23 protein-coding genes are annotated in these 26830 nt (G+C 67.7%); 17 read left to right on the top strand and 6 right to left on the bottom strand.

All coding sequences use genetic code 11. From position 1 onward, the window contains the following. Nucleotides 1-10: 10 nt before the first annotated feature. Nucleotides 11-1141, bottom strand: a complete 1131-nt coding sequence (locus tag FOB72_RS22200; protein WP_150374862.1) for an FAD-dependent monooxygenase — start codon at nt 1139-1141, stop codon at nt 11-13. A 179-nt stretch (nt 1142-1320) separates the two neighbouring features. Between FOB72_RS22200 and FOB72_RS22195 the strand changes: the two genes are divergently transcribed. From FOB72_RS22195 to FOB72_RS22130, 12 genes are all read left to right on the top strand, one after another. Beyond that, on the top strand, nt 1321-1944 hold the full coding sequence (locus tag FOB72_RS22195) for a DUF6988 family protein (RefSeq protein WP_150374861.1): 624 nt from the start codon (nt 1321-1323) through the stop codon (nt 1942-1944). Between the two features lie 101 nt (nt 1945-2045). Next, nucleotides 2046-2510, top strand: a complete 465-nt coding sequence (locus FOB72_RS22190; protein ID WP_191002377.1) for a hypothetical protein — start codon at nt 2046-2048, stop codon at nt 2508-2510. An 81-nt stretch (nt 2511-2591) separates the two neighbouring features. Further along, entirely contained in the window at nt 2592-3116 is a 525-nt protein-coding gene (locus tag FOB72_RS22185) for a DUF4381 domain-containing protein (RefSeq protein ID WP_150374860.1), read from the top strand. After that, nucleotides 3113-4126 (top strand): vWA domain-containing protein, encoded by a 1014-nt coding sequence (locus tag FOB72_RS22180; RefSeq protein WP_150374859.1) that lies wholly within the window; start codon nt 3113-3115, stop codon nt 4124-4126. The genes FOB72_RS22185 and FOB72_RS22180 overlap by 4 nt, the downstream gene beginning before the upstream one ends. 232 nt (nt 4127-4358) lie before the next feature. Continuing rightward, nucleotides 4359-5942 (top strand): vWA domain-containing protein, encoded by a 1584-nt coding sequence (locus FOB72_RS22175; protein ID WP_150374858.1) that lies wholly within the window; start codon nt 4359-4361, stop codon nt 5940-5942. Continuing rightward, complete coding sequence (locus FOB72_RS22170) at nt 5939-7045, top strand: BatD family protein (RefSeq protein ID WP_150374857.1); 1107 nt, start codon at nt 5939-5941, stop codon at nt 7043-7045. Before FOB72_RS22175 ends, FOB72_RS22170 begins: the two co-directional genes overlap by 4 nt. A gap of 106 nt (nt 7046-7151) precedes the next feature. Then, on the top strand, nt 7152-8372 hold the full coding sequence (locus FOB72_RS22165) for a formylglycine-generating enzyme family protein (protein WP_150374856.1): 1221 nt from the start codon (nt 7152-7154) through the stop codon (nt 8370-8372). Continuing rightward, a complete protein-coding gene (locus tag FOB72_RS22160) occupies nt 8369-9469 on the top strand; it encodes an HAD family hydrolase (RefSeq protein ID WP_411859871.1) in 1101 nt (366 codons plus the stop codon). Before FOB72_RS22165 ends, FOB72_RS22160 begins: the two co-directional genes overlap by 4 nt. A gap of 20 nt (nt 9470-9489) precedes the next feature. Next, nucleotides 9490-11313, top strand: coding sequence for an arylsulfatase (locus FOB72_RS22155; protein WP_411859870.1), 1824 nt, complete (start codon nt 9490-9492; stop codon nt 11311-11313). Nucleotides 11314-11316: 3 nt separating this feature from the next. After that, complete coding sequence (locus FOB72_RS22140; RefSeq protein WP_411859869.1) at nt 11317-14436, top strand: fused MFS/spermidine synthase; 3120 nt, start codon at nt 11317-11319, stop codon at nt 14434-14436. After that, nucleotides 14433-15419: an AAA family ATPase gene (locus tag FOB72_RS22135; RefSeq protein WP_150374855.1), complete on the top strand. Its 987-nt coding sequence runs from the start codon at nt 14433-14435 to the stop codon at nt 15417-15419. The genes FOB72_RS22140 and FOB72_RS22135 overlap by 4 nt, the downstream gene beginning before the upstream one ends. Before the next feature lie 7 nt (nt 15420-15426). Beyond that, nucleotides 15427-16449, top strand: coding sequence for a DUF58 domain-containing protein (locus FOB72_RS22130; RefSeq protein ID WP_150374854.1), 1023 nt, complete (start codon nt 15427-15429; stop codon nt 16447-16449). Between the two features lie 2 nt (nt 16450-16451). Here FOB72_RS22130 and FOB72_RS22125 read toward each other — a convergent pair whose 3' ends face one another. Further along, a complete protein-coding gene (locus tag FOB72_RS22125; protein ID WP_150374853.1) occupies nt 16452-17405 on the bottom strand; it encodes a transporter in 954 nt (317 codons plus the stop codon). 237 nt (nt 17406-17642) lie between these two features. On the opposite strand from FOB72_RS22125, the gene FOB72_RS22120 reads away from it, so the two are divergent. From FOB72_RS22120 to FOB72_RS22100, 5 genes are read left to right on the top strand one after another with little or no spacing between them, the layout of a single operon-like run. Further along, on the top strand, nt 17643-18890 hold the full coding sequence (locus FOB72_RS22120; protein WP_150374852.1) for an ABC transporter substrate-binding protein: 1248 nt from the start codon (nt 17643-17645) through the stop codon (nt 18888-18890). 25 nt (nt 18891-18915) lie between these two features. Further along, the gene (locus FOB72_RS22115) at nt 18916-19797 is read left to right on the top strand and encodes a branched-chain amino acid ABC transporter permease (RefSeq protein WP_150374851.1); all 882 of its coding nucleotides are present in this window, start codon (nt 18916-18918) and stop codon (nt 19795-19797) included. A 2-nt stretch (nt 19798-19799) separates the two neighbouring features. Continuing rightward, a complete protein-coding gene (locus FOB72_RS22110) occupies nt 19800-20804 on the top strand; it encodes a branched-chain amino acid ABC transporter permease (RefSeq protein ID WP_150374850.1) in 1005 nt (334 codons plus the stop codon). Further along, nucleotides 20801-21553: an ABC transporter ATP-binding protein gene (locus FOB72_RS22105; protein ID WP_150374849.1), complete on the top strand. Its 753-nt coding sequence runs from the start codon at nt 20801-20803 to the stop codon at nt 21551-21553. The genes FOB72_RS22110 and FOB72_RS22105 overlap by 4 nt, the downstream gene beginning before the upstream one ends. Continuing rightward, entirely contained in the window at nt 21553-22278 is a 726-nt protein-coding gene (locus tag FOB72_RS22100) for an ABC transporter ATP-binding protein (protein ID WP_150374848.1), read from the top strand. The genes FOB72_RS22105 and FOB72_RS22100 overlap by 1 nt, the downstream gene beginning before the upstream one ends. Nucleotides 22279-22296: 18 nt before the next feature. Here the strand turns inward: FOB72_RS22100 and FOB72_RS22095 are convergent, their stop codons facing one another. From FOB72_RS22095 to FOB72_RS22080, 4 genes are read right to left on the bottom strand one after another with little or no spacing between them, the layout of a single operon-like run. Further along, complete coding sequence (locus tag FOB72_RS22095) at nt 22297-24690, bottom strand: xanthine dehydrogenase family protein molybdopterin-binding subunit (RefSeq protein WP_150374847.1); 2394 nt, start codon at nt 24688-24690, stop codon at nt 22297-22299. Next, a complete protein-coding gene (locus FOB72_RS22090; protein ID WP_150374846.1) occupies nt 24687-25202 on the bottom strand; it encodes a (2Fe-2S)-binding protein in 516 nt (171 codons plus the stop codon). Before FOB72_RS22090 ends, FOB72_RS22095 begins: the two co-directional genes overlap by 4 nt. Continuing rightward, nucleotides 25199-26092, bottom strand: coding sequence for an FAD binding domain-containing protein (locus FOB72_RS22085; protein ID WP_150374845.1), 894 nt, complete (start codon nt 26090-26092; stop codon nt 25199-25201). The genes FOB72_RS22090 and FOB72_RS22085 overlap by 4 nt, the downstream gene beginning before the upstream one ends. 15 nt (nt 26093-26107) lie before the next feature. Then, nucleotides 26108-26755 carry a CoxG family protein gene (locus tag FOB72_RS22080; protein ID WP_150374844.1) on the bottom strand — a complete coding sequence of 216 codons (648 nt, stop codon included), beginning with the start codon at nt 26753-26755 and terminating at the stop codon, nt 26108-26110. Nucleotides 26756-26830 lie beyond the last annotated feature (75 nt).

The raw sequence follows: 26830 nt of genomic DNA, 5'->3' as shown, positions 1-26830 counted from the left end.
GGGTCGGGCCTCAGCGCGCAAAGGTAGCCGCATAGCGGCGAAATTCGCCGGACAACGTCATGGAATGGTTCACGAGCCCTCGTATGTAGGGCAGACGTGCCTGCTCGTACTGCTTCAGCAGCACGTCCATGGGCATCGAGGGCGCGACCCCCGCCAGCAATCCGGCAAGGTATGCCGCATCTTCGACGCCCGTGGCGTAACCGCTTCCGGTCATGGGAGAGAGCACGTGCGCGGCATCGCCGATGATCGCCAATGGCCCCGATGCCAGCCGGTCGGGACGGTACTCGGCGATCGGTGCGCCGCGCATGGTGCCGGCCGCGCGCACCCCCGCGGTCACGGCGTCGACCCACGGGTCGGGCCAGACCCGCGGAGCGAGCCGGGCGAGTTCGTCTCTGACATCGTCACCGATGGCGTCGGCGCCGAGCGTTCCGACCACATACCCGTCTTCGGTCAGACAATGCGTGCGCCGGAGGAGCGCTTCCCGGCCGGCATCGAACCAGGCGAATGTCACCTGCCGTTGGCCAGGATCGAGCGATCCGTCACGTCCGGGAAGCACCGCGGCGACGAGGCGGTACCCTTGCGAGAATTCGATCCATAGGCCGCCATTGGAAGGCCAGTCCACCGGCGATGGCAGCATCTTCTCTTCGATCAGTCCTCGCCAGACGATATAGCCCGCGTAACGCGCATGCGGCAGCTCGGGCGCGATCGCACGGCGGACCGTGCTGCGGTAGCCATCGGCACCGATGACCGCATCGGCGGACAAGGTGGAGCCGTCGGCGAGCACTACCGTTGCCTTGTCATGCCCGGACTCGACCGTGCTAACGGTCATGTTTTCCATCAGCGTAATGCCCGGGGCCTCGCCGGCACGATCGCGAAGCCAATCGTACAAGGCTGGCCAGGCCGTCAGATGCCGGTCACGATAGGCGCGCACAACGGGCAGTTGCGGCGCCGAACGCGGATCGCAGCCGACGGCTGCCGCAATGGATGCGAGGTTCACGCTCAGATTGTCGCCACCATGCACTCTTCGCTCGGCGCGCTCCAGCACGCGAACGGGTACGCCATGCTTTGCGCAGGCGAGGGCGAATGTCAGCCCCGCGAGGGAAGCGCCGACGACGATGATGTCTCGATGGGAAGATGCCATGCTCCGCGCCATTGCCGGCCAGTCTTTGATTGGATGATCTGTCGATTGACGCAAAACTATGCGAGAGTTGGCGGGCGGTCAAGCGATTTATATAATGATCTACACAGAAATGAGGGCGCCGATGAACGTGACCGTCGATAGGGGATAGAATGCGGGCCTCTCTCAACGAGGCCCGACTCATGTCCATGGAAATCCTGTCGCGCGCGGCGGCCCTGCATGGCGCCGCCGTGGCGAGCATGAAGGATGCCGTTCCCACCGACCATCCGCGCACCATTGCCGCGTATCAGTGCGCGCTGATGTCCGTCGAGCATGCGACGGGCGCCGTGGCGCTGCTCACGATCGGCATGCCGAACGCGGCGCTGGCGCTGTTCCGGCCGCAGTTCGAGAGCCTGATGCGCTGTGTCTGGCTGCTGGAGGCCGCGGACGAGCGGTGGGTGCGCCAGTATCACGCCACCGGGGATGCCGCCGGGAACACCGACCAGGAGGCGCCCGGCCTGACCGTCATGATCGATGCGCTGCTTGCGCTCGACGACCCGCGCAGCAAGGACATCGTCGATCACCTCGGCGAGTACCGGTCGCGGGCATTGCGCGCCGCGAACGGGCTCACGCGCGGCGGCATACGCCCGATGTCGCGATCCGGCAACGCGGCCGCGGACGCGGAGGTCGAGGATATCGTGCGCTGTGCCAATGGCCTCGTCTGCCATGCCGCGCAGATGGCCGCGCTGATCTCGACCGATCCGCAGGCGAGCCTTCCCGCCGTGCAGGCGTTGCGTGCCGAATTCCGGGACTGTCTGCCCGGTTGACCGCCCGCCCGCGCATGCGTCCTATGGTATGGTTGTCGTTTCGAGGACTTGCACCGGTGATGCCTATGCGTCACCGATAAGTGGGCGGGGAGTGATCCAGCGTGAGTGATCCGAAGCAAGATTCGGCGAAGCAAAAAGCGCGAGGCACGCTGCAGGCGGAAAAGGTTGCGACCAGCCGGGCGTTGCGGCTGAGCGTGCCGCAGGAAGCGCGGCCCGCGCCCGTCAACCGGAAAGACTGGCTGCGCCAGCGGAAAGAGCAGTTGCAGGCGGCCAGGCTGGCCGCGCGGCAGCGGCGCGATCTGCTCAAGGCGGAGATCCTGTCCGTGGCGCAGGATATCGCGCGCGAAGAGCGCGCGGCGGCCCGGCTCGAAGCCGAACGCCAGAAAGCCGAACAGAAGTCCGATCAGACCCATGCGCGCGAGGACGCCCGCGCGGCCGCCAAGTTCGAGCGCGGCCAGTCGGCACGCAAGACATCCACGACATCCACGCAGTCCGGGCGCAAGACCCTGTCCAACGAGAAGCGCAAGCTCGTCTCGTTCGCGGATTTCGTGCGCCTGCGCCGCTGAGCCGCGGCCGCCGCCCAAAGCATTCAACTCGCCTCCCAAAACTCTTAATTCGCTTTCCGCGCGGGGCGCGCTACGCTGCCCATGACAACCGTTGCGGTTGCCAATGGGAGTCATGCGTTGCCCGATCTGGCCGATATCGTCATGCCGTCACCGCCTTCCTGGTTTCCGGGGACGGTGGGGTGGCTCGTGCTGGCCGTCGTCGTATTCGCGCTGGCCTCCTGGCTGGCGTGGCGCGGATGGCGGCACTGGCGCGCGAACCGGTATCGGCGTGAAGCGCTCGCGGAACTGGCGCGGTTGCGGGCCGACCTGCACGAGGAAGGGGCGGCTCGCGCGCGCGCGTTGATGGCGCTGTCGGTATTGCTCAAGCGCTGCGCGCTGGCCGCATGGCCGCGCGTCGAGGTGGCGGGTCTGGCCGGCGAGGCATGGCATGCGTTTTTGCGCGCGCATGCGGGCAAGGCCGCCGATGCGATGGCGCCATTGCAGGCGCTGATCGACGCCGAGTACCGTGACGCATCGGTGCTTGCGGCGTGGCCGGCCGCGCGCGCCGATGAGGTGGCGATGGCCTGCCGGCGATGGATTGCCGGGCATCGGGTGCCGTCCGCATGATCGCGCTCGCTTATCCGTGGATGCTTGTTGCACTGGTGCTGCCGTTGCTCGTGTGGTGGCTGCTGCCGCCGTATCGGGAATCGAGCGCGTCAGTGCGGCTGCCTTATTTTGGGGAGGTAGCCAGTGCGGCGGGATTGCAGCCCGCGACGGGCGCGCATGTGCCGCATCGCAATGTCGCGCAGCGCGTGCTGGCGCCGGTGGCGTGGGGGCTGATCGTGGTGGCGCTGGCGCGGCCGCAGTATCTGGAGCCGCCGGTCTACAAGACCGAACCCGTGCGCGATCTGCTGCTGGCGCTGGATCTGTCGCAGTCGATGGATACGCGCGACTTCCGGAACCCGGCCGGGGCGATGGAAGCGCGCGTGCAGGCCGTGCGGGAGGTGGTGGGCGAGTTCGTGTCGCATCGGCCGGGGGATCGCATCGGGCTGATCGTGTTTGGGGATGCGCCGTATCCGCTGGCGCCGTTCACGCTCGACCATGCGCTCGCGCGCACGCTGATTGGGGACATGGTGCCGGGCATGGCGGGCGCGAGCACGTCGATGGGCGATGCGATCGGGCTTGGCATCAAGATGTTCGAGCACAGTCATGCCACGGAGAAGGTGCTGATTCTGCTGACGGACGGCAACGATACCGCGAGCAGGATGCCGCCTCTGCAGGCGGCCGAGATTGCGAGGGCGCGGGGTGTCGTCGTGCACACCGTGGGCATCGGCGACCCGGCGGCGACGGGCGAGCAGAAGGTCGATCTGGAGACGCTGCAGCGCATTGCCGCGGCAACCGGGGGCCGATATTTCTTCGGCGCCGACCAGAATGCGCTGGCGGCGATCTATGGCACGCTCGATCGCGTGACGCCGCACAAGGTGCGAACGCTGAGCTGGCGGCCCCGACGTGAGCTGTTCATGTGGCCGCTTGGGGCGGCGGTGTTGTTGCTGGTGGCGTATCAGCTGTCGATGGCCAGCTACGCGCGCTGGATCGCCCGCACGTCAGCGCCTGCCGCGGGCAAGGGGGCGGTATGACCGAGGCGCCCATCGCGCTCGCACCAGCCCGCCGCCCGCGACCGCGCCGGCTGCCGGCCGCCTACGCCACGCGCTGGCTGTCGGCGGCCCACGCCGTGCGCCGGACCGCGCGCCGGCTAGCGCAAGCCGACCTCTCGCGAGCCCAGTTCTCGCGGCTGCGCTGGCCGTCGGCCGACAACGTCGCGCGCTGGATCGCCCGCACGTCAGCGCCTGCCGCGGGCAAGGGGGCGGTATGACCGACGCCATCGGTGCCCTCGCGCAGTTTCACTTTCTGCGGCCCTCGTGGCTCCTGCTCGCGCTCGTCGCAGCATGGCTCCCCTGGGCCGTGCGTCGGCACGGCGACGTGCGTCGCCGCTGGCGCGGCACCATCGCCCCGCATCTGCTCGACGCGCTCGTCGTCGGCGAGCGCGGGCGGCTTGCCGTGCGCCCCGTGCATCTGGTCACGCTGCTGCTCGCGATCGCCGCCATCGCCCTGGCGGGGCCGACATGGCAGCGCGAACGGCCGCCGTTTCTTGCCGACAAGGCCCCGCTCGCCATCGCGGTCGACCTCGCCCCCACGATGAACGCCATCGACGTCACGCCCACGCGGCTCGAGCGCGCCAAGCTCAAGATCCGCGCGCTGCTCGCCCATCGCGACGGTGGCCGCACCGCGCTGTACGCCTACGCCGGTTCCACACACCTCGTGTTGCCCCTGACCGACGACGCCGCGCTGCTGCAAACCTTTGCCGACGCGTTGCAGACACGCATCATGCCCGTGCCGGGCAAGCACACCGCCCAGGCCGTGCGGATGATCGCGACAGCCATGGCACGCGAGCCGATACCGGGCACCATCCTGCTGCTGACCGATGGCCTCGAACCCGGCGCGGCCGACGCGCTGCGCCAGCGCGACAAACGCACACAGGTCGTGGCACTGGTCATCGGCACCCAGGACGGCGGTCCGCTGAAAGAGGGCGACGGCACCGCGCCCGGTCTCGACCCGGCAACGTTGCGTGCCCTGCGCGACGCCGATATTCCCGTGACGACGATCACACCCGACAGCGACGACGACGTGGCATGGGTCCAGCGCCATATCCAGTCGCATATGGCACAGACCAGTGCCGAAGACACGCTGCGCTGGCACGACGCGGGATGGCCCCTGACGGTACCGATCGCGTTGCTCGCATTGCTATGGTTCCGCAAGGGCTGGACCATCCGCTGGATCGCCGGCGCGCTGCTGACCGTCGCCATCAGTGCCCCGCACGATCCGCTGCTTGCGCAAGCGGACACCGCCATACGGCCGTGGCGCTTCGCGGACCTGTGGCTCACGCACGACCAGCAGGGGCGCCGCGCATTCGAACAGGGCGATTTCACGCGGGCGGCCACGCTGTTCGAAGATCCGATGTGGCGTGGCGTCGCCTACTATCGCGCCGGAAAATTCGCCGAAGCCGCGCGCGCGTTCGAGAGGGTGTCCACCCCCGAAGCGCAGTTCGATCTCGGCAATGCCCTCGCGCAGCAGCAGAAATATCGCGAAGCCATGGCGCGATACCGGTATGCCCTGCAGCAGCGTCCGGGCTGGCCGCCGGCGCAGCAGAACCTCGCGCGGATGGAGGCCCTGCTGAAGCAGCAGGAGCAGAAGCAACAGGGCGAGGAAGAACCGCCGGACCTGAAGCCGGACAAGATCGAGATCGATCGCGGCAAGCCCCCGCCGCCGCCGGGCGGCGACAAGATGCAGCAGGGCCTCGTCCAGCAAAACGCGGACATGTGGATGCGCGCGATCCAGACGTCGCCCACCGAACTGCTTGCACGCAAGTTCGCCCTGCAGCAGGGCAAGCCATGACGCGGCGCTGGCTGGCGGGGCTCGCATGGGCATGCCTGACCGTCGCGGCCCATGCGGCGGACGACGCGAAGGTGGACGCGAAGGTGGATGCAAAGGTCGAGGTGAAGATCGTCGGCAGCCAGCCGGCCGTGGTCGGTCAGTCGCTGCAGGTGGAGGTCACCATCCTCGCGCCGAACTTCTTTCTGTCCGCGCCCACATTTCCCACGCTGCGCGTCCCCGGCGCCGTCATCACGATGCCCGACGAGCGCGCCATCAATTCGACCGAGATGATCGACGGCACCAGCTACGCCGGCATCCGCAAGACCTACGTGCTGACGCCGCAGACGCCCGGCGATATCGCGCTGACATCCCCGGACATCGCCTTTACCTTCGCGGGCGAAGACGGCAAGCCGCGCAATGCGCGCGTGACATTGCCGCCGACGACGTTGCATGTCGGCGGCCAGCGGGCCGCGGCCGCGCAGACGAGGCCCAATGCCGCGACGCTGCCCGCGGTGCCCATCGAGATCGCACAGCAGTTCGATCACGCCATCGACGGCAAGGCGGGGCATCTCAAGGCCGGTGACGCACTGGTGCGCACGATCACGATCTTCGCCCCCGGCACACCCGCGATGATGATCGCGCCGCCGACGATGGACCCCGTGCGCGGCGCAAAGCAGTACCGTGCCGATCCGCAACTCGCCGATGGCGCCACGCGCGCGGGCACGACAGGCGGCCGTCGCATCGAGACGGTGACCTATGTGTTCGAGGCCAGCGGCAAATACCGGCTGCCGGCCGTGTCTGTGGCGTGGTACGACGCGGCAAGCGGCAAGGCGATGCAATCGTCTGCCCCGGCGGTAACGATCGACGTCGGCCGCGCGGGCCCCGGCGTGGGGCCGAGCCCTCCGGGGGCAACGCTCGCGCGGCTGTCGCGCTGGATCGACCGGCTGGACCCGCGCGTAATGGCCGGCGCGGCGGCCGTCGTGGCGTGCCTGGGCGTGTTTGCCTACGCATATGTCCGCTGGCGCCGGCGCGACCCCGCACGCTGGCATGCCATGCGCCGCCAGATTGCCGCCTATCGCGCCGCATCCCGCGCGCGCGGACGCCTGCCGCCGCTCAATCCCTAGCGCGCACAAATTCATTCAGATCAGCTACGGAAAGATTGCATTCCGTTCGGGGCGGGTCGCTGCACATACTGGGTGGGATTGCCCGCGTATGGAGCAAGGAGTGCCAATGGGAGAACGACAACCCGGCCGAACGGCGGCCATCGCGCCCGCAGCGTGGGGACGCCGCATCGTGGGGCCCGCGCTTGTGCTCGGCATGGCGGCGGCCGGCGCGGGCGCGGCGTGGTGGTTCGACGCCGTGCCGCACGCCTCGGCAGGGGCCGCATCCACACGTGCCATCGCGCCCGGCGATGGTGTAACCGGTCCGCGCGGCATGGTGCACGTACCCGGAGGCGACTTCCTGATGGGCAGCGACCACAAGATGAGCCAGGCCAACGAGCGCCCCGCGCACAAGGTGCATGTCGATGGCTTCTGGATGGACCAGCACCACGTCACCAATGCCGAATTTCGCAGGTTCGTGGCAGCCACGCAGTACGTGACCACAGCGGAGCGCGTACCCGACTGGGAAACGATGAAAGTGCAGCTGCCACCGGGTACGCCGCGTCCGCCCGACAGCGCGATGGTGGCGGGCGCCCTCGTCTTCGTCGGCACGAACGGCCCCGTGCCGCTGCGCGAGTCCTCGCGCTGGTGGCGCTTCGTTCCCGGCGCCGACTGGCGGCACCCGGCGGGCCCGGGCAGCTCCATCGAGGGCAAGGACGATCATCCCGTGGTGCAGGTCTCGTACGAGGACGCGCAGGCCTACGCCAGGTGGGTCGGCAAGCGACTGCCGACCGAGGCCGAATGGGAGTTCGCGGCGCGCGGCGGGCTCGAGCAGGCGACCTATAGCTGGGGCGACCGCTTCGCCCCCGACGGCCGGCAGATGGCCAACGTCTGGCAGGGCCAGCAGGCACAGCCATTTCCGGTGGTCAGCGCCAAGGCCGGCGGCGCGCTAGGGACCAGTGCGGCGGGCACGTTTCCCGCGAATGGCTACGGGCTCTTCGACATGACCGGCAATGCGTGGCAATGGGTGGCCGACTGGTACCGCGCGGACCAGTTCCGGCGCGAGGCCGTCGCCGGCAATATGCCCCGCAATCCCGCCGGTCCGGCCGATGCGTGGGATCCGAGCGAACCCGGCGTGCCGCTGAACGCGCCGAAGCGCGTGACGCGCGGCGGGTCGTTCCTCTGCAACGAGGACTTCTGCCTCAGCTACCGGCCCAGCGCCCGCCGCGGCACCGATCCGTACACGAGCATGTCGCATCTCGGCTTTCGGCTGGTGATGGACGAGCGCCGATGGGCAGAGATGCGCGCGCAGTCCGCGCTGGCCATGCAGGCCACGAGGCCAGTGCCATGAGCGGCGCGCGCGTGGCGCGACGCGTGACCCTCCCCGCGCGGCACCTTCGCCGGCTCGGCAATCTGCTGGCGGGCGTGACGTTCGTGGCGATGCTGCTTGCCGCATTGAGCGGATGCGCGATCCCGCCCGATGGCGGCGCGGCCGGCGCGTCGCCGTCGGCCAGCGCCACCTCCGCGGCCAGTGCGCTGCCATCGTGGCGCGACGACACCGCACGGCAGTCCATCGTCCGCTTCGTCGACGCCGTGACGAAGCCCGGCACCGCCGACTACGTGGCGCCCGCGGACCGCATTGCCGTGTTCGACAACGACGGCACGCTGTGGAGCGAGCAGCCGCTGTACTTCCAGTTCTATTTCCTGTTCGATCAGGTCCGCGCGGCCGCGCCACGGCATCCCGAATGGCGCAACGATCCCGCGTTCGTCGCGCTGATGGCCAACGATATGCCGGCGCTGATGCGGCAGCAGGAGGCGCTGCTGAAGCTGGTCTCCATTGCCAATAGCGGCATGACGGTGGACGAGTACGACGCGACGATCCGTGCATGGCTCGCGCAGGCGCGCCATCCCAGGTTCGGGCGGCCCTATACGGACCTCGTCTACCAGCCGCAGCTGGAACTGCTCGACTATCTGCGCGCCAACGGCTTCAGGACGTACATCGTCTCCGGCGGCACGCGCGAGTTCATGCGGCCCTGGTCGGAGCGCGTCTATGGCATTCCGCCGGAGCAGGTCATCGGCTCCACGCAGGCGGTCAAGTACGAGGTCCGCGACGGACAGCCGGCGCTGGTACGCGGACCCACGTTCGAGTTCATCGACGACGGTCCGGGAAAGCCCGTCGGCATCTATCACCAGATTGGCAAGCGGCCGATCGTTGCGGTCGGCAACTCCGACGGCGACCTGCAGATGTTGCAGTACACGATGGCCGGTGCCGGCGCGCGCCTGGCCGTGCTCGTGCATCACGACGATGCCGAGCGGGAGTTCGCGTATGACCGCCAATCGAGCGTCGGCAAGCTGGACAAGGCGCTGGACGAAGCCACGGCACGTGGCTGGACGGTCATCAGCATGAAGCGGGACTGGGCACGTATCTATCCGTTTGCACAACCGTGAAAACTCGACGGGAGTCTTCGATGATCTCAACTTCGTTCCCTCAATCCGCGCGGGCGGGTGCCGCGGCGCTTTGCATCGCGATGCTTGCATTGAGCGGCGCATTGGGTGGCTGCAAGAAGGCCGATGACAACAAGGCGGAGCAGGCCGCTCCGGCACCGGCGGCGCCGCCGCCTGTTGCGACCGCCCCCACGCCGCCCGCCGCCCCGACATCGGAGGCGACCCCGGCACCGGTCGCGCCGCCACCGGCCGGCGCTTCGCCCGTGGCCGCCGCGCCTGCAAGCGCCCCGGCTGGCCGGGGTGGCAAGCCCAATATCCTCGTGATCTTCGGGGACGACGTGGGGATCGGCAATATCAGCGCCTTCAGCCATGGCGTGGTGGGCTACAGAACGCCGAACATCGACCGCATCGCGCGCGAAGGGATGATGATGACGGACTACTACGCCGAGAACAGCTGCACGGCGGGGCGTTCGACGTTCATTACCGGGCAGACGGTGTTCCGCACCGGCATGTCGAAGGTGGGCTTGCCCGGCGCGCCCGTCGGGCTGCAGGACCGCGATGTCACGATCGCGCAGGCGCTGAAACCGCTCGGCTATGTCACCGCGCAGTTCGGCAAGAACCACCTCGGCGATCAGGACCGGTTCCTGCCCACGAAGCATGGCTTCGACGAGTTCTTCGGCAACCTCTATCACCTGAATGCCGAGGAAGAGCCCGAGCGGCCGTACTGGCCGAAGGACAATCCCGACTTCCTCAAGTTCTATAACCCGCGCGGCGTGCTGCACAGCACGGCGGACGGCAAGATCGAGGACACGGGGCCGCTGAATCGCAAGCGCATGGAGACGATCGACGACGAGACCACGGGCGCGGCCGCGCAGTATATCCAGAAGCAGGCGCAGGCAAAGCAGCCGTTCTTCGTGTGGATGAACTTCACGCGCATGCATTTGTTCACGCACGTCAGGCAGGAATATCGCGGCAAGGCGGGGCTGGGCATGGGGCACGAATATGCCGATGGCATGTGGGAGATGGACCAGAACGTCGGCAAGCTGCTGAAGGTGCTCGATGACACCGGCATCGCGAACGATACGATCGTGATCTTTACCACCGACAACGGGCCGAACTTCTTCACCTGGCCCGATGCCGCGAACACGCCGTTCCGCAGCGAGAAGGACTCCAACTGGGAGGGCGCGTTCCGTGTGCCGGCCATGATCCGGTGGCCCGGCAGGATCCAGCCCGGGTCGATGACCAATGGGCTCATGTCGGGGCTCGACTGGTTCCCCACGTTACTTGCGGCGGCGGGCGATGGCGATGTCAAGGACCGGTTGCTGAAAGGCGCGAGCCTCGGTGGCAAGAGCTTCAAGGTCCATCTGGACGGATACAACCAGTTGCCGTTGCTCACGGGCCAGACGACGAAGAGCGCGCGGGACGAGTTCTACTATTTCAACGACGACGCGGAGCTGGTGGCCATGCGCTACGACGTGCTCACGCAGGGCGCGACCACGCCCACGGCGTGGAAGGTCGTGTTCTGCGAGCAGCGGGAGCGGGGGTCGATGATGGTCTGGAAGGAGCCGTTCACGTGCCTGCGCGCGCCGAAGTACTTCAATCTGCGGATGGATCCGTACGAGCGCGCGGACACGGGGCCGACGAACCGGTATCACGATCTCGAGACCGAGAATCCCTACCTGTTCATCGAGGGCAACCGCCGCGCGATCAATTTCCTGCAGACCTTCGTCGACTATCCGCCGAGCCAGATTCCGGCGAGCTTCACGATCGACCAGGCCAGCGAGAAGATCAAGCGGCAGGTCGCGGATCAGATGGCCAAGGGCCAGCAACCACAGCAGAAGAAGTAGGCCGTGGCCGCGGCGGATCGCAACCTCGGCCGGCTGGCTGCCGCGTCGTTCCCCGCAGTGGCGGCGGTGGCGGGAGTGGAGGCGCGCGGGGCCGGCCTGTGGCTGGCCTCGGGATTGCTCGCGCTGTCCGGCGCGGGCGGGCTCGTCTATCAGGTGCTGTGGGTCAAGCAGCTGTCGCTCGTGGTCGGCGTGGAGATGGAGGCCGTGGCGATCGGCGTGAGCGCGTTTTTCGCCGGGCTGGCGCTCGGCGGGTGGGCTGGCGGGCGGATGGCCGACCGCCTGACCGATCCGGCGGGCAATCGCGGTGCCGGCGGCGCGGTATCGCCGTGGCGGCTTTACGCGATGCTGGAATGCGCGATTGCAGTGCTTGGCGTCGGGGCGACGCTCGGCCTCGCGCACGCGGCGGAGCCATTCGCCTGGGCCGAGGCACGGGTGGGGGCCATTGCATGGCTGCTGCCCGTTCTGCTGGTCGGCATACCGGCGACGGCCATGGGGGCGACGCTACCTGTGTTGATGCGCGCGCTGCGGTCATCGCAGGGCGAGATCGGCACGCACGGGGGCAGGCTCTACGCGGCCAACACGGCGGGCGCGATCGCTGGCACACTGCTCGCCGCGTTCGCATGGATCCCGCTGCTCGGCGTAACGGGCAGCGCCTGCGCGGCGGCGGTGCTGAACGGGCTTGCGGCAGCGGGGGCGTTTGCCTATGGCAGACGTGCAGGTGCGGATGCAGATGCGGATGCCGTTGGCGATGCCGATGCCGATGCCGGTGCCGATGCCGATACACGGGCCAATACGCGGGCCGATACCCGGGCCGATACCCGGGCCGATACCCGGGCCGATACCCGGGCCGATACCCGGGCCGATACCCGGGCCGATACACGGGCCGATACCCGGGCCGATACCCGGGCCAATACGCGGGCCGATACGCGGGCCAATACGCGGGCCGATATGCGGGCCGATACGTGGGCCGATACGCGGGCCGATACCCGGGCCGATATGCGGGCCGATACGCGGGCCGATACACGGGCCGATACACGCCCCGATGCGCGGGCCGATACACGCCCCGATGCGCGGGCCGATATGCGGGCCGATGCGCGGGCCGATGCGCGGGCCGATACGCGGGCCGATACACGGGCTGATGCGCGGGCTGATGCGCGGGCCGATGCCCGGGCCGATACGTGGGCTGATACACGGGCCGATACCGGGGCCGATACGCGGGCCGATACGCGGGCCGATGCGGGGGGCGATGGGTGGGCCCGTGCGCGCGTCGCGGCGCGGCGGCGCGCGCTGGCGCTCGTGCTCTACGCCCTGGCCGGCGGCATCGCCCTCGGCTACGAAGTCCTCTGGTCCCAGGCCATCGTGCAATTCCTCAGCACCCGCGCCTTCGCCTTCGCCGTCATGCTCGCCACCTATCTCGCCGGCCTCGCCATCGGCAGCGCCCTCGTCGCGCGCCGTGTCGACCGGACGCGGGACCCATGGGCAGCCTTCGCGCTGCTGATCGCCGGCGCGGGCCTCGCCGCGCTCATCGAATTCGCATGGCTCGGCGCATGGCTGCCCGCCGCGCAATCCCTCATGCAGCAGCGCATGCTGAGCGCAACCGGCAGCCTGCTCGCCGCAAGCTCCGCCAGCTTTGCCACCGCAGCGCTATGCGTGGTATTCCTCCCCACCTTGCTGCTCGGCGCGGCATTCCCATACGTACTGCGCCTCACCGTGGCGGCGCCCCGCCTCGGCACGGGCGTAGGCACCGTCATCGCGCTCAACACCCTCGGCGGCATCGCCGGCTCGTCGCTCGTCGGATTCGTCCTGCTGCCATGGCTCGGCGTCATCCGATCGCTCGGCGTACTGGCCCTCGCGAGCACCCTGATCGCCCTCGTGGCCATTCTCGGCTCGAGAAACGAGACCACCCGCACGCGCACCACGCGCCTCGCGGTGCCGATACTCGCGCTCGCGGCCCTGACCATCGCCATCACCACCCCAACCGACCGCCTGGCAACGCTGCTCGCCCACACGCGCGGCGGCGCGCTCGTGTTCTACGAAGAGAGCCGCGGCGCCACCGTCGGCGTCATCGAGCAGGGCCGCAGCCAGCCATTCCGGCGGCTATACATCCAGGGCGTCTCCAACTCCGGCGACACCATGGCCTCGCTGCGCTATATGCGCCTGCAGGCCCTGCTGCCACTGATCGTCCAGCAACGCGAGCCAAAGTCCGCGCTGGTCATCGGACTCGGCACCGGCATCACCGCCGGCGCACTGCTGCAGTATCCGGGCCTCGATCATCGCGTGGCAGCCGAGTTGCTGCCCGCCGTCGTCCGCGCGGTACCGAGCTTCCGTGGCAACTACAACGCAGGCGCGGACCCACGCCTCGAGATCCGCCTGCGCGACGGCCGGCGCGAGCTCCGCCAAAGCGCGCAACACTATGACCTGATCACGCTCGAACCGCCGCCCCCGTCCGCCAGCGGCGTGGTCAACCTGTACTCGCGCGAGTTCTATCGCCTTGCGGCCGCACGGCTCGAAACCGGTGGCGTCGTCGCGCAGTGGCTGCCGCTGCCGACGCAGAACCGCGACGACACGCGCGCGCTGATCCGCAGTTTCCTCGACGTATTTCCGCACGCCACACTCTGGACCACCGAACTCCACGAGATGCTGCTGATCGGCTCCCTGCAACCGATGCCGCTCGACGCCACCGGCATCGCCGCACGCTTTGCGCAACCCGCGGTTGCCGCCGCGCTGCGCGAAGTCGGCGTGGCTTCGCCGGCCGCCTTGCTCGCCACGTACGTGATGGATCGCACGGCCCTCGACTGGTTCGCCGGAGACGCCGCCGCCGTGACCGACGATCGCCCGCGCATCGAGTACACGGGCTGGGTGCGGCGGCAGGAGTTTCCCGCCACGCTGCGCGAGCTGCTCGACCTGCAATCGGATCCGCCGCTCACCGGCGGCGACGACGCGCTCCATCGCGCGATCCAGCAGGAACGCCGCACGCTGCATACGTTCTACGCGGCAGGCCTCGACGCCTACCGCGGCGACCGCGAGCAATGGCTGCGCGATATCACGGCCGTCATGCGCGCGGACCCCGATAACCGCTATTACCGCTGGTTCACGGGTGGGCGCTCCGGAGGCGAGCGATGACCACGAACGCTTCGGCACGCGACGACATCCTCGCCCTGCAGGCACGCATGGGGGCATCGATCGTCGGGCAGTCGCGCATGATCGAACGGCTGCTGCTGGGGTTGCTGGCCGACGGCCATCTGCTCGTGGAAGGACTGCCCGGGCTCGCCAAGACGCGCGCGATCAAGAGCCTGGCAACGCATCTCGATGCGCGGCTCTCGCGTATCCAGTTCACGCCGGATCTGCTCCCGGCCGATATCACGGGCTCGGACGTCTATCTCTCGGAAGGCGGCAGAGGCGAATTTCGCTTTCAGCCTGGCCCGATCTTCGCCAATCTGATTCTCGCCGACGAGGTCAACCGCGCGCCCGCAAAGGTGCAGGCCGCACTGCTGGAGGCGATGGAGGAACGTCAGGTCACCGTGGGCGGGCATACCCACAAGCTGGAACCGCTGTTCCTCGTCATGGCCACGCAGAACCCCATCGAACAGGAGGGCACCTACGCCTTGCCCGAGGCGCAGATGGATCGCTTTCTCATGCACGTGAGCGTCGGCTACCCGGATGCCGGTGCCGAGGCCGATATCATCCGGCTCGCGCGCGCGGAAGAGGCCGCCGCCAGATCCGGGGGGCAGGGGGAAGCCAACAGGCTGTCCCCGGCCGCGGTGTTCGCGGCACGCGAGGCGATACGGGACATCACCGTGAGTGCGCCCGTGGAGCGCTATATCGTCACGCTGGTGCAGGCCACGCGCGACGCGGGGCGCTTCGACGACGACCTCAGGCGCTGGATCCAGGTCGGCGTGAGCCCACGCGGATCGATCGGTCTCGACAAGGTGGCGCGTGCCATCGCATGGTTGCGCGCGCGCGATCACGTCACACCGGAAGACGTGCAGGCCGTGGTGCACGATGTCTTCCGTCATCGGCTGATCCTGTCGTACGAGGCGCATGCCAGCGGCGTGACGGCCGATGCGGCGATCGACCGGCTGCTGCAACGCGTGGCGGTTGCCTGAGCGCGCGATGCCCCGCGACACCGCCGCCCGTGCCCGAAGCCCGAAGACGGCGGCACCGGCCGTGTCAGGGTCACAAGCGGCGTCACAAGCGGCGTCACAAGCGGCGTCACAAGCGGGCGTCAATGTCGATGTGCCCGCGCTGGCCGCGCTCGAAGCCCATGTGCGCGACTTCCATTTCGGCACGCGGCAGCCCGTGCACAGCCTGCTGTCCGGCCGGCATGCGTCGCGCGTGCATGGGCGCGGCCTCGCCTTCGAGGAGCTACGGCTCTACGTCCCCGGCGACGACGTGCGCACGATGGACTGGCGCGTGACCGCGCGCACGGGCAAGCCGCATGTCCGCGTCTATGCGGAGGAGAAGGAGCGTCCGGTGCTGCTGGTCGTGGACCAGCGCATGAACATGTTCTTCGGCAGCCGCCGCGCGATGAAGTCGGTGAGTGCGGCCGAAGTGGCCGCGCTGGCCGCATGGCGCGTCCTGTCCGATGGAGACCGCGTGGGCGGCGTGGTGTTCGGCGACGTGGGACAGTCCGCGCAGCCGCCACAGCGCAGCCGCCATGGCGTGTTGCATCTGCTGGGAGAGATCGTGCGCTTCAACCGGGCGTTGCGCGCCGACGCCCCCGCGCAACGCAGCGCGCTCCGGCTCAACGCGGCGCTGGAGGCCACGCTGCGCATGGCGCATCACGATCATCTGGTCATCGTGATCAGCGACTTCGACGGCAGCGACAGCCATACGCGCCATCTGATGCTGGCGCTGCGCAGCCGCAACGATCTGCTGTCCGTGCTCGTCTACGATCCGTTCCTGCTGGAATTGCCCGATTCGGGCCATCTGGTGGTCACCAACGGCGAGCTGCAGGTGGAGCTCGGATTCGGCAGCGAAGCGCTGCGGCGCAATATCCGCCAGTTCGCGGACGATCACAGCGTCGCGCTCATGGACTGGCACAAGGCCATCGACGTGCCGCTGCTGCCCGTGTCCGCGGCCGAACCCACCGATACGCAGCTGCGCCGGCTGCTTGGCCGCGCCCGGGGCGCCTGAGGTCAGAATACGAGCGTCGCGGTGCCCATGAACGTCCGGGTACTGTCGATGCGGTTCTTGCTGGAAACGGTAGGCACCCAGCGAATGCCCAGCGACAGCATGCTTCTGGCGCCGACCTTCGTGTCGTAGGTCACGATCGGGCCCACGGCCCAGTCGCGCCCGACGAAGCCGTTCAGCCGGTCGGCGGTCGGGCCGCTGTCGTTGCCCAGCTGCTGGGTGGTGCCCACGATGATGCCGCCCGAGAAGCCCTTGCCGAAATGCTTGAGCAGCATGGTGTCGAGCGTGAACAGCGGGGCGTTGCGATAGTCGGTCGCGCTGTTGCGCGTGTAGAACTGCACGCCCGCCACGGCGTCGAATTCCAGTCCATACGCCGCGAAGATCTTCGTGTAGGCCACCTGTGGGACGAAGGTCCAGTTGTTGAGGCTCGGGTTGGCCAGCGCGTTCACGTCGTACTGGCCCGTCGGCGCCCAGATATTGAGGCTGACCGAGACGTGCTCGGTCTTCGAGAAGTGGTATCCGGCGATGATCGGCGCAAAGGTGATATCGAACAGGTTCGATGCGCGGTCCGACCGCGCGCCCTGTAACCGTCCCGCCGCGAAGCTGGCGTTGACCTCGGTCCAGAGGTAGGGCAGCGTAAAGCTCGATGCGAAGTTCCACGCGCCGGGGCCCGTATCCCACACCTTCATGAACGTCGCCAGCGTGAACGCGATCTCCGCGTTGATGCCGGCCGACGTCTCGCCCACGATCGGCACGGCCCGGCCGCTGCCGATCGAGCCATTCAGGTACACCTGCGCGACGTTCACCGCCATGATCGGCTCCGGCGACACGATGCCCGCATTGGGCACGACGCCGGTGCCCGTGACCGGCCGGCCCAGCGCGCCCTCGACGGCATGGCTCGCGGCGGGCACAAGCAAGGCCGCGCCCGACAGTCCCGCGGCAAGTATCGATCGCCTCATCTCGGCTCCTTCCGGTGTGTGGTGCCACCCTTGGGATTCTGGCTTGGCAGCGCCGCGGAAATCCACCGTTGCGACCTGTAGTTTTTGATGGGGCGAGTTAAGACAAGTCGGAGACCGAGGTCTCCAAAACCCGCATTGACATATGCAAGGACCCACATATATATTGGGTCAAAGATATTTACCAACGGTTAAATAAAGGGGCCGTGGGTAACAAATACAACGATCCGAGGAGACAACATGGGCGATTCCACGTTCGGGGGCGGACGTCGTGCCGTTCTCAAGACCCTTGCCGCCGGTGGCGTGCTGGCGCTGGGGGAGTTTCCGCTGCTGGCGCGAGCCCAGGGCGCCGACAATATCCGCGTGGGTTTCCCGGTGCCGCTGACCGGGGCCTTCGCCGCCGAGGCGCAGGCCGTGGTCCGGGGCGCGGAAGTGGCGATCAAGGAGTTCAACGATGGGGGAGGACTAGGCGGCCGCAAGGCGGAATTGCTCGTGCGGGACGACAAGCTCAACCCGCAGGAGGCCGCGACCCGGACGATCGAGCTCATCGACAAGGATCGCGCCCACTTTATCGTCGGCTCGGTTTCGGCCGCCGTGCAGCTTTCGGTGAACAACATCACGAAACAGCGCAAGGTCATCTACAACTCGATCAGCCAGTCCGATGCGATCAACGAAGCCAAGGACTGGAGCCGCTACACGTTCCACGAATGCCTCAACCCCCATATGACGGCGGGCGCGGTAGCCAGGTATGTCATTCCGCGGCTGGGCAAGCGTGTGGTGTTCCTGACCGCCGACTATGCCTATGGCCACGAGATGGTGCGCGGCTTCCAGACGGCGGGCAAGCCGCTGGGCATGGAGGTGCTCGCCGATATCCGGCACCCGCTCGGCACCACCGACTTCTCCAGCTATTTTCCGCGCATCCTGGCCCTCAAGCCGGACCTGCTCATCGTCTGCAACTTCGGCCGCGACCAGCAGATCGCGTTCCGGCAGGCCAACGACTTCGGCGTGAAGAAGCAGATGCGCATGGCGGCGCCGCTGCTGATGCACAACGGGCGCTTCGTCGATGGCCACAAATCGTACGAGGGCATCGTCGGCGCCACCGGGTACTACTGGGGGCTCGAATCCAGCCTGCCGTCGGCAAAGCGCTTCAACGACGCCTTCAAGGCAATGCACAAGGGCATGTATCCGACCGACTATGCCGGTCTGGGCTATGCGGGCGTGCGCAACGTGCTGGCCGCCGCGAAGAATGCCGGCACCACCGATACGGAGAAGGTGGTCGAGGCGCTGCGCGCGATCCGGGGCGATATCTACAAGGGCATGGAGTTCTACCGCGCGTGCGACCAGCAGGCCGTGCAGTCGGTGCTGATCGTCGAGTCGAAGGACAAGGCCGCCGCCGCGAACGATCAGGACATCTTCAAGGTGCTGCTGGTCGATAACCTCGACGAGAGCCGGCTCCGCACCTGCTCGGAACTGGGTTTCCAGGCCTGATTCGCCGCCGCCCGATGGAGTCCGGATGGAACTGTCCTTCAACCTCATTGCGCAGCAGCTCGTCACGGGACTGGCGCTCGGCTCGATCTATGTGCTGATCGGCGTCGGGCTCTCGCTAGTGTTCGGGCTGCTGACCGTCGTCAACTTCGCGCACGGCGCGTTCTTCATGGTCGGCGCCTACGTCGGGCTGCTGGTCTACGCCAGGACGGGCAGCTTCTGGCTCTGCATGCTGGTGGTGCCGCTGGCGACGGCCGCGCTGGGCATGCTCGCGGAGCGGTTCCTCATCCGGCCGCTCTATGGGCGCGGCATCGATTACCCGCTGCTGCTGACGTTCGGCCTGGCCTACGTGCTGATGGACCTCGTGCGCATGGGGTTCGGCGTGCAGGGGGAGCAGCTGGAGACGCCCGAGCTGCTGCAGGGCGCCGTCGATATCGGCATCGGCATGTTCCCGCTATACCGGTTGTTCCTGATCGGCGTGACCGCGCTGGTGCTGCTGGCGCTGTGGCTGCTGCTCGAGAGGACTCGGTTCGGGCTCATCGTGCGGGCGGGCGCGCGCGACGCGCTGGTCCTGCGCACGCTCGGCATCAATATGTCCACCGTATGGCTGGCGATCTTCGGGGCCGGCACGGCCATCGCGGGTCTGGCGGGACTGCTGGCCGCGCCGATGCGCGGCGCGTCGCCGGAAATGGGCGTGCCCGTGCTGGTGGAGGCATTCGTCATCACGGTCGTGGGCGGAATGGGATCGCTCGGCGGCGCCGTGGTGGCGGGCCTGATCGTGGGCGTGGTCGTCAGTTTCACGACGCTGTTCCAGCCCGAGTTCGCCGATTTCTCGATGTTCGCGCTCATGGCGATCATGCTGATCGTCAGGCCGAATGGCCTGTTCGGCCGGAAAGGATTGATGGTCTGACGATGGAAAAGATCACCTCGCAGTTTCCGGCCAAGGCAGGTGCGCCGCCGTCCGGTTCCATCGGACGGGTGCTGGTCCAGCGGATCGCGCGCGCCCCGGTCGTCTCGGCGCTGATCGTGCTGGCCGTGCTGCCCCTCGTGTTTCCGTTCTACTCGCTGGCCACGAACATCATTATCTTCGGGCTCTTTGCCGCCGGATACAACTTGACGTTCGGCTACACGGGCAAGCTCTCGTTCGGCCATGCCGCATTCTTCGGCAGCGGGTCCTACGGCTGCGGCATCCTCATTGCGCAGTACGGCGTCGCATGGCCGCTGGCCATCGCCTTCGGCATCCTGCTGGCCGGCGCGTTCGCGCTGGTCATCGGCCTGCTGGCCAGCCGCACGCGCGGCATCTACTTCGCCATGGTGACGCTGGCCCTCGCGCAATGCGTGTACTTCCTGTTCTTCCATGCGTCGTCGCTGACCGGCGGCGACAACGGTCTGCGCGGCGTGAACGTGGAGAAGCTCCGGCTTGGCTTCACCGAACTGAGTCTGCTCGATCCGCTGAACAAGTACTACTTCACGCTCGCCTTCGTCGCGGTAGGGCTCGCGCTGCTGGCAAGGCTGCTGCAGTCGCCGTTCGGCGCCATCCTCGAGGCGCTGCGCGAGAACGAGCATCGCGCCCGGGCCTGCGGCATCGACGTCGAGCGCGTGCGGCTGCTGTCGCTGCTGATCTCCGGCCTGATCTGCGGACTGGCGGGGGCGCTGAATGCCATCAACCTGTCCACGGTGTCGATAGACAGCCTGTCGTATCACACGTCGGGCCAGGTCATGATGATCACGCTGCTGGGCGGCATGGGGACGTTCTTCGGGCCGTTCGTCGGTTCCGGCGTGTTCCTCGGCATCGAGCATATCGTCACGAGCTTCACGGAACGCTGGCAGCTGATCGTCGGCATTGTCTTCATCGTTCTGGTGCTCTTCTTCCCAAAGGGTATCTGGGGCACGGTGCTGGGATGGGTCAAGCGATGAGCGCCACGGCAATCCTCCAGACGCGCGGCGTCACCAAGCGCTTCGGCAACTTCGTCGCCAACGACGACATCACGGTCAGCCTCGAACCGGGCCGCCTGACCGCGATCATCGGACCGAACGGGGCGGGGAAGTCGACGTTCTTCAACATGATCTCGGGCGGACTGGCGCCGACGTCCGGAGAGATCGTCTTCAACGGCAAGAGCCTGATCGGGCTGCGCTCGCACGAGTTCGCGAAGGTCGGCATCTCCAAGTCGTTCCAGATCACCAACCTGTTTCCGGCACTATCCGTGCTGGAGAACGTGCGTGTCGCGGTGCAATGCCAGGACCGTACGTACGACCTGTGGACGCCGCGCAGCCGCCATACCGAATGGGTCGCGAAGGCGGAGGCGCTGCTGGAGCTCGTCGGCCTGCAGGACAAGCGCCATGCGGCGGCCGATAGCCTCGCGCATGGCGAGCAGCGCAGCCTCGAGATCGCGGTGGCGCTTGCGAGCGATCCGCGCCTGTTACTGCTCGACGAGCCGACCGCCGGCATGAGCCCGGAAGAGACGCGCGCGATCATGGACCTGATCCTGAAGCTGCTCGAGTCCCGCACGATCGGCCTCGTGGAACACAAGATGAAACTCGTCATGGGCGTCAGCGACAGCATCATCGTGCTGCATCAGGGCAGCCTGCTCGTACAGGGGCGGCCCGACGACATTCGGGCCAACGAGGACGTCCGGCGCGTCTATCTGGGCAAGGGGAATCACTGATGGCGACCGAGCCGCTGCTTACCGTCAAGAACCTCCATGCGTGGTATGGCCGCAGCCATATCCTGCAAGGCGTCGATTTCCACGTGATGCCCGGCGAAGTCGTCGCGCTGATCGGCCGCAATGGCGCGGGCAAGACCACGTCGATGCGGAGCGTGATGGGCCTGATGCCGCGCATCGAGGGTTCGATCGTCTTCAACGGCACGGAATTGCGAGACGAGCCCGCTTATCGCCGCTTCCATCATGGACTTGCCTATGTCTTCGAGGAACGGCGGATCGTGCCGGGCCTGACCGTCCTGGAGAACATCGAGCTCGGCGTGCTGGCCGCGCGCGGGAGCCGGGCGGTGCGGCCGCAGGATGCCGTCGAGGAGATCGCGGAGACGTTTCCGCGGCTCAAGGAGCGCCTGAAGCAGGAAGCGACGACGATGTCCGGTGGCGAGCAGCAGATGCTTGCCATCGCGCGCGCCATGGCGGCGCGGCCCGCGATGATCATGCTCGACGAACCGAGCGAGGGCATCATGCCGAAGCTGGTCGATGAGATGTTCGAGTACTTCGAGGAGCTGAAGCGCAAGGGCACCACGATCCTGCTCGTCGAGCAGAGCGTGGAGCATGCGCTGGGTATCGCCGATCGCGCCTACATCATGGATCAGGGCGAAATCGTCCATGCGTCCTCGGCGCGGGCGCTGCGCGAGGACGAGGCCATGCAGCAGCGTTACTGCTCGGTCTGAGCATCCCGCCCCGTTTGATCAGATCGCGCCGAGCGCGCGCAGGATCTTCTCCGGCGTGATCGGCTGCGACGTCACGCGCGCCCGGAACGGCAGCAACGCGTCGTTGATCGCATTCATCACGGCAGCCGGCGCGCCGGCCGTGCCGGCCTCGCCAGCGCCCTTGGCGCCCAGCTGCGACGTCCTGGTCGGCGTCTCGACGTGCGCCAGCACGATATCGGGCATTTCCGCGGCCATCGGCACGAGGTAGTCGGCCATGGAGCCATTGCACAGCGACCCATCCGCGTCATACTGGCACTCCTCGAACAGCGCGCCACCAATGCCCTGCACGATGGCGCCGCGCATCTGCTCGTCCACGAGCAGCGGGTTGAGCACGCGTCCGCAGTCCTCGACGGCCCAGTGCCCGAGCAGCCGGACGAACCCGGTTTCGACATCGACCTCCACGTACGAGGCCTGTACGCCGTTGGTGAACGCGAATGGATAGCCCGTCTGCGCATACGACCGCGTGGCCACAAGTTCCGGAAGTGGCCCGTGCGGCAGCGTATCGGGACGGAAATAGTAGATGCGGCAGGCCTCGGCCACATCGATCACGGGCGCGCGATCCTGCCGGTGAACGATCACGCCGTCGCTGATATCGAGATCGTGCGCGGGACAATCGCGGATGATGGCCGCGAGCGCCAGCAGGTTCTGCCGCAGCGCGAGTCCGGCCTGCAGCACGGCCTCGCCCCCGATGCCGGCGCCACGCGACGCCCACGTGCCGCCGCCATAAGGCGTCACGTCGGTATCGCCCGTGACCACCCTGACGCGCGTCATGGGCACGCCGACGGCGTCCGCGGCAATCTGCGCGAAGACCGTTTCGGTGCCTTGCCCCTGTTCGCCGACGCCGACGAGGCAGGTGACGTTGCCACTGGCATCCAGCCGCAGCGTGGCGGTGTCCTGCGCCGAAATGCGCGCGCCACCCACGCCATAGAACGCCGCGCCCGGATTGGTCAGCTCGATCAGTACCGCGATGCCGATGCCGCGATAGATGCCCTGTTCGCGCAGGGCGGCCTGTTCCCTGCGCAGGGCGGGGTAGTCCATCAGCGTTTCGATGCGCGCCAGGCACTGGTCGTGCGACAGCCCCTCCAGCTTGATGCCCGACGCACCGCTGCGCGGAAAGCTGTCGTCGTGCATCACGTTGCGCCGGCGCATCTCGAGTGGATCGATGCCTAGCTGCTGCGCCGCGCGCTCGACGATGGCCTCGGTTACCGCGCAGGCGATCGGATGGCCCACCCCGCGATACTGGCTCGTGGGTGTCTTGTGCTGGAACAGCACGTCGAGCGTCGCGCGATAGTGCCGATGCGTATAGGGACCGCCGATCAGGTTGATGACCTGATTGCCCTCGATCGCGCTCGTACGCGGATACACCGAGTAGGGGCCGATGCCGGTCATGTCGCGCACATCGAAGCCGAGGATCTCGCCATCGCGATTGACGGCCATGCGCGCGTGCACGCGATGCTCGCGCGCATGCACGTCGGTGACGAACGACTCGAGCCGGTCCGCCACGAACTTGACGGGGCGGCGCAGCAGGATCGACAGCGCGACCGTCGCGAAATCGTCGGGGTAGGAGTGGACCTTGATGCCGAACGAGCCGCCGACGTCCTTGCAGATGACGCGCACCGCGCTCTCGGGCAGCCCGAAGTGGCGCGCGTACAGGTCCTGCATCATATGCGGGGCCTGATGGCCGTGATAGACGGTAAGCCGGCCGTCGGCGGGACTATAGTCCGCCAGCACGGCGCGCGTTTCCATCGTGACGCCCGTATGGCGGCCGAACGCATAGCTTTCCTCGATCACCAGATCTGCCGAGGCAAAGACGTCATCGACGCCGCCGGTATCGATCTCTCGATGGAAGCAGATGTTGTCGCCCAGCGCGGGATGGATCGGCGGCCCGGAAAGGCTGGCCTCCATGCTGGTAGTGGCCGGCAGTTTCTCCCATTCGACGTGGACCTTCTGAAGAGCGTCCTCGGCCTGCTGGCGCGTCTCCGCTACGATCGCGAGCACGGCTTCGCCCTGCCAGAAGGTTTCGTCGATGGCCAGCGGGTATTGCGGCGCGGATTTCATACCCGTCAGATGAGCGAGCGTGGCGACCCACGGTTTGCAGATGGCCGCGATCTGCACGCCGTCGATGATGGCTACGACACCCGGCATCGCGCGCGCCGCGTCGGCGTCCACGTGGACGATCCGCGCGTGGGCCATGGGGCTGCGCAGGTAGACGACGTGGGCCATGCGGGGCAGCACGACATCGTCGGTATAGACGCCGCGCCCTTCCAGATGGCGTCTGGCGTTCGGGCGCGCGACAGGGGCGCCGATATAGCGCTGCCGGATATCAACGCCGTCGGCGACAGCATCGCGTTCGTTGCGGGAAAAGTCGTTCATGCCGGCGCCACCATGGAAGTCGCACTATCCCCGGCGGCGTGTCGCCGCTGGTGCAAAACGTCGCAGATCGCATCGACGATCGACTGATACCCCGTGCATCGGCAATAGTTGCCGGACATATACTCGCGCACCTCGTCGCGCGTGGCATCGGGCTTTTCTTCGAGCAGCGCGGCGGCGGTCAGCAGCATGCCGGTCGTGCAGAAGCCGCACTGCAGCGCATTGCGCGCGTGGAACGCCTGCTGCAGCTCGCGGATGTCGCCGCGATCGCTGATGAAGTCGATCGTTTCCACTTCATGTCCGTGCGCCTGCGCGGCCAGCACGAGGCAGCCGCGTACGATCTCGCCGTCGAGGCGCACCGTGCAGGCGCCGCAGACGCCGTGCTCGCAGCCGACGCGCGCGGCGCGCACGCCGAGGTCGTCGCGCAGAAAATCGACCAGATGCATGCGTGCCTCGACGTGCCGCTCCTGCTCCTGCCCGTTGACGCAAACATTGATGCGGACCGGTTCGCTCATGGGGTGCTCCGTGTGGATGCGTGCCCGAGCAGGCGATGCGCCAGGCGGCGCATCAGCACGGACGCGAGATGCAGCTTGGCTTCGGGGGAGTGATAGAGATCGGCGACGGGCTTCAGCTCCTGTGCCAGCGCCTGCCGCGCGGCATCGAGCGCCCCATTGTCGAGCGCCCCATTGTCGAGCGGGCTGCCTTCGAGCGCGGCTTCCGCGCCGCGCGCGCGCATCGGGATATTGCCCGTGCCCAGGAAAACCAGCCGCATATCGTGCAGACGGTCATCCTCGACATGCGCGCTCGCGGCCAGCCCGACGATCGCGTAGTCGCCGTGGCGGCGCGTGAGTTCATCGAAGACATGCCGTCGCGGCTGCGCCGGCGTCGGGAACTCGCATGCGGTGATGATCTCGCCGGGGGCGAGGGCGGTCGTATAGAGATCGACAAAGAAGTCGGCCGCCGCAATCCTGCGTTCGCCTTGCGGGCCGATCACGACGATGCGGGCGTCGAGCGCGACCGCGCACGTGGGCCACTCCGCGGCGGGATCGGCAAAGGCGATGGACCCGCCGAGCGTGCCGCGATTGCGGATGGCGCGGTGCGCGACATGGGGCGCGGCCTGCGCGAGCAACGGCATATGGCGGCGGACCACCGGCGAGTCTTCGATCTCGCCATGGCGGGTCAGGGCGCCGATGCGGACGTAGCCGTTCTGCAGCGAGATACCGCTCAGTCCCGGGAGGTCGTTGATATCGACGAGCAGGCGCGGCTCGGAAAGCCGCATATTGAGCGTGGCCAGCAGCGTCTGGCCGCCGGCGAGAATCCTGGCGTCGTCGCCGTGCTGCGCGAGCAGCGACAGGACTTCGGGGACGGAGGACGCCCGGACGAAATCGAAGGGAGGCGCTTTCACGGTCGTTTGGGACGGTCAGGTCCGCCAGTGCATGATCGCGAACGTGAACGCGGCGCCGAACAGGAACCAGAACGCGCGTTGCAGTTCGCCGTAGAGGGCACCGGACCTGGCACCGGACCTGGCGCCGGGATTGGCGCCGGACTTGGCGCGCCCGGTGGAGACGACGCTGGAGCTCGCTGCGGGGGAGGGAGCGAACGTGGCGCTCCCGTTCGCCGCGGCGCCGTCATCGCGCAGCGCGATATCGAACGCCGTGAAAAACTCGTCGGCCATCTTCTTCGCCGACGAATCGATGAGCCGCCCGCCGATCTGCCCAAGCTTGCCGCCGACCGATGCCTCCACCGCGTAGCGAAGGCTCGTGTGCGCGCCGCTGTCGGTCAGCTCGACCGTGGAGCTTCCCTTGGCAAAGCCCGCCGCGCCGCCCGCGCCTTCGAACGTCAGCCGGCAGCGGCTGGGCGCGTCGATATCGGACATCAGGATCCTGCCGCCAAACCGCGCGCGCACCGGGCCGATCTTCAACTGCACGCGCGCCTGCGTCTCCGTATCGGAGATCTGGCTGACTTCCTCGCAGCCGGGAATGCAGCGCGAAAGAATCGTCGGATCGTTGAGCGCCGCCCATACCCGCTGGCGTGGCGCATGAATGATCTGTTCTCCGGCAAGCTCCATCCTGAGTCCTTGTCTCCGTACCGCTCGTTATTTTTTTCAGTATTTACCCACTGGTCAATAAAGTCAAGTTGGCGA

The sequence above is a fragment of the Cupriavidus pauculus genome, assembly GCF_008693385.1.
GTDB lineage: Bacteria > Pseudomonadota > Gammaproteobacteria > Burkholderiales > Burkholderiaceae > Cupriavidus > Cupriavidus pauculus_D.
The sequence above is the reverse complement of the archived record's forward strand: the minus strand, read 5'-3'. Positions and strand labels throughout refer to the sequence as shown.

Bases quoted from the DNA above. Each gene is read 5' to 3' on its own strand.
- FOB72_RS22200 (WP_150374862.1), bottom strand. From the start codon at position 1,141: ATGGCATCTTCCCATCGAGACATCATCGTCGTCGGCGCTTCCCTCGCG.
- FOB72_RS22195 (WP_150374861.1), top strand. From the start codon at position 1,321: ATGTCCATGGAAATCCTGTCGCGCGCGGCGGCCCTGCATGGCGCCGCC.
- FOB72_RS22185 (WP_150374860.1), top strand. From the start codon at position 2,592: ATGACAACCGTTGCGGTTGCCAATGGGAGTCATGCGTTGCCCGATCTG.
- FOB72_RS22180 (WP_150374859.1), top strand. From the start codon at position 3,113: ATGATCGCGCTCGCTTATCCGTGGATGCTTGTTGCACTGGTGCTGCCG.
- FOB72_RS22175 (WP_150374858.1), top strand. From the start codon at position 4,359: ATGACCGACGCCATCGGTGCCCTCGCGCAGTTTCACTTTCTGCGGCCC.
- FOB72_RS22170 (WP_150374857.1), top strand. From the start codon at position 5,939: ATGACGCGGCGCTGGCTGGCGGGGCTCGCATGGGCATGCCTGACCGTC.
- FOB72_RS22165 (WP_150374856.1), top strand. From the start codon at position 7,152: ATGGGAGAACGACAACCCGGCCGAACGGCGGCCATCGCGCCCGCAGCG.
- FOB72_RS22160 (WP_411859871.1), top strand. From the start codon at position 8,369: ATGAGCGGCGCGCGCGTGGCGCGACGCGTGACCCTCCCCGCGCGGCAC.
- FOB72_RS22155 (WP_411859870.1), top strand. From the start codon at position 9,490: ATGATCTCAACTTCGTTCCCTCAATCCGCGCGGGCGGGTGCCGCGGCG.
- FOB72_RS22135 (WP_150374855.1), top strand. From the start codon at position 14,433: ATGACCACGAACGCTTCGGCACGCGACGACATCCTCGCCCTGCAGGCA.
- FOB72_RS22130 (WP_150374854.1), top strand. From the start codon at position 15,427: ATGCCCCGCGACACCGCCGCCCGTGCCCGAAGCCCGAAGACGGCGGCA.
- FOB72_RS22125 (WP_150374853.1), bottom strand. From the start codon at position 17,405: ATGAGGCGATCGATACTTGCCGCGGGACTGTCGGGCGCGGCCTTGCTT.
- FOB72_RS22120 (WP_150374852.1), top strand. From the start codon at position 17,643: ATGGGCGATTCCACGTTCGGGGGCGGACGTCGTGCCGTTCTCAAGACC.
- FOB72_RS22115 (WP_150374851.1), top strand. From the start codon at position 18,916: ATGGAACTGTCCTTCAACCTCATTGCGCAGCAGCTCGTCACGGGACTG.
- FOB72_RS22110 (WP_150374850.1), top strand. From the start codon at position 19,800: ATGGAAAAGATCACCTCGCAGTTTCCGGCCAAGGCAGGTGCGCCGCCG.
- FOB72_RS22105 (WP_150374849.1), top strand. From the start codon at position 20,801: ATGAGCGCCACGGCAATCCTCCAGACGCGCGGCGTCACCAAGCGCTTC.
- FOB72_RS22100 (WP_150374848.1), top strand. From the start codon at position 21,553: ATGGCGACCGAGCCGCTGCTTACCGTCAAGAACCTCCATGCGTGGTAT.
- FOB72_RS22095 (WP_150374847.1), bottom strand. From the start codon at position 24,690: ATGAACGACTTTTCCCGCAACGAACGCGATGCTGTCGCCGACGGCGTT.
- FOB72_RS22090 (WP_150374846.1), bottom strand. From the start codon at position 25,202: ATGAGCGAACCGGTCCGCATCAATGTTTGCGTCAACGGGCAGGAGCAG.
- FOB72_RS22080 (WP_150374844.1), bottom strand. From the start codon at position 26,755: ATGGAGCTTGCCGGAGAACAGATCATTCATGCGCCACGCCAGCGGGTA.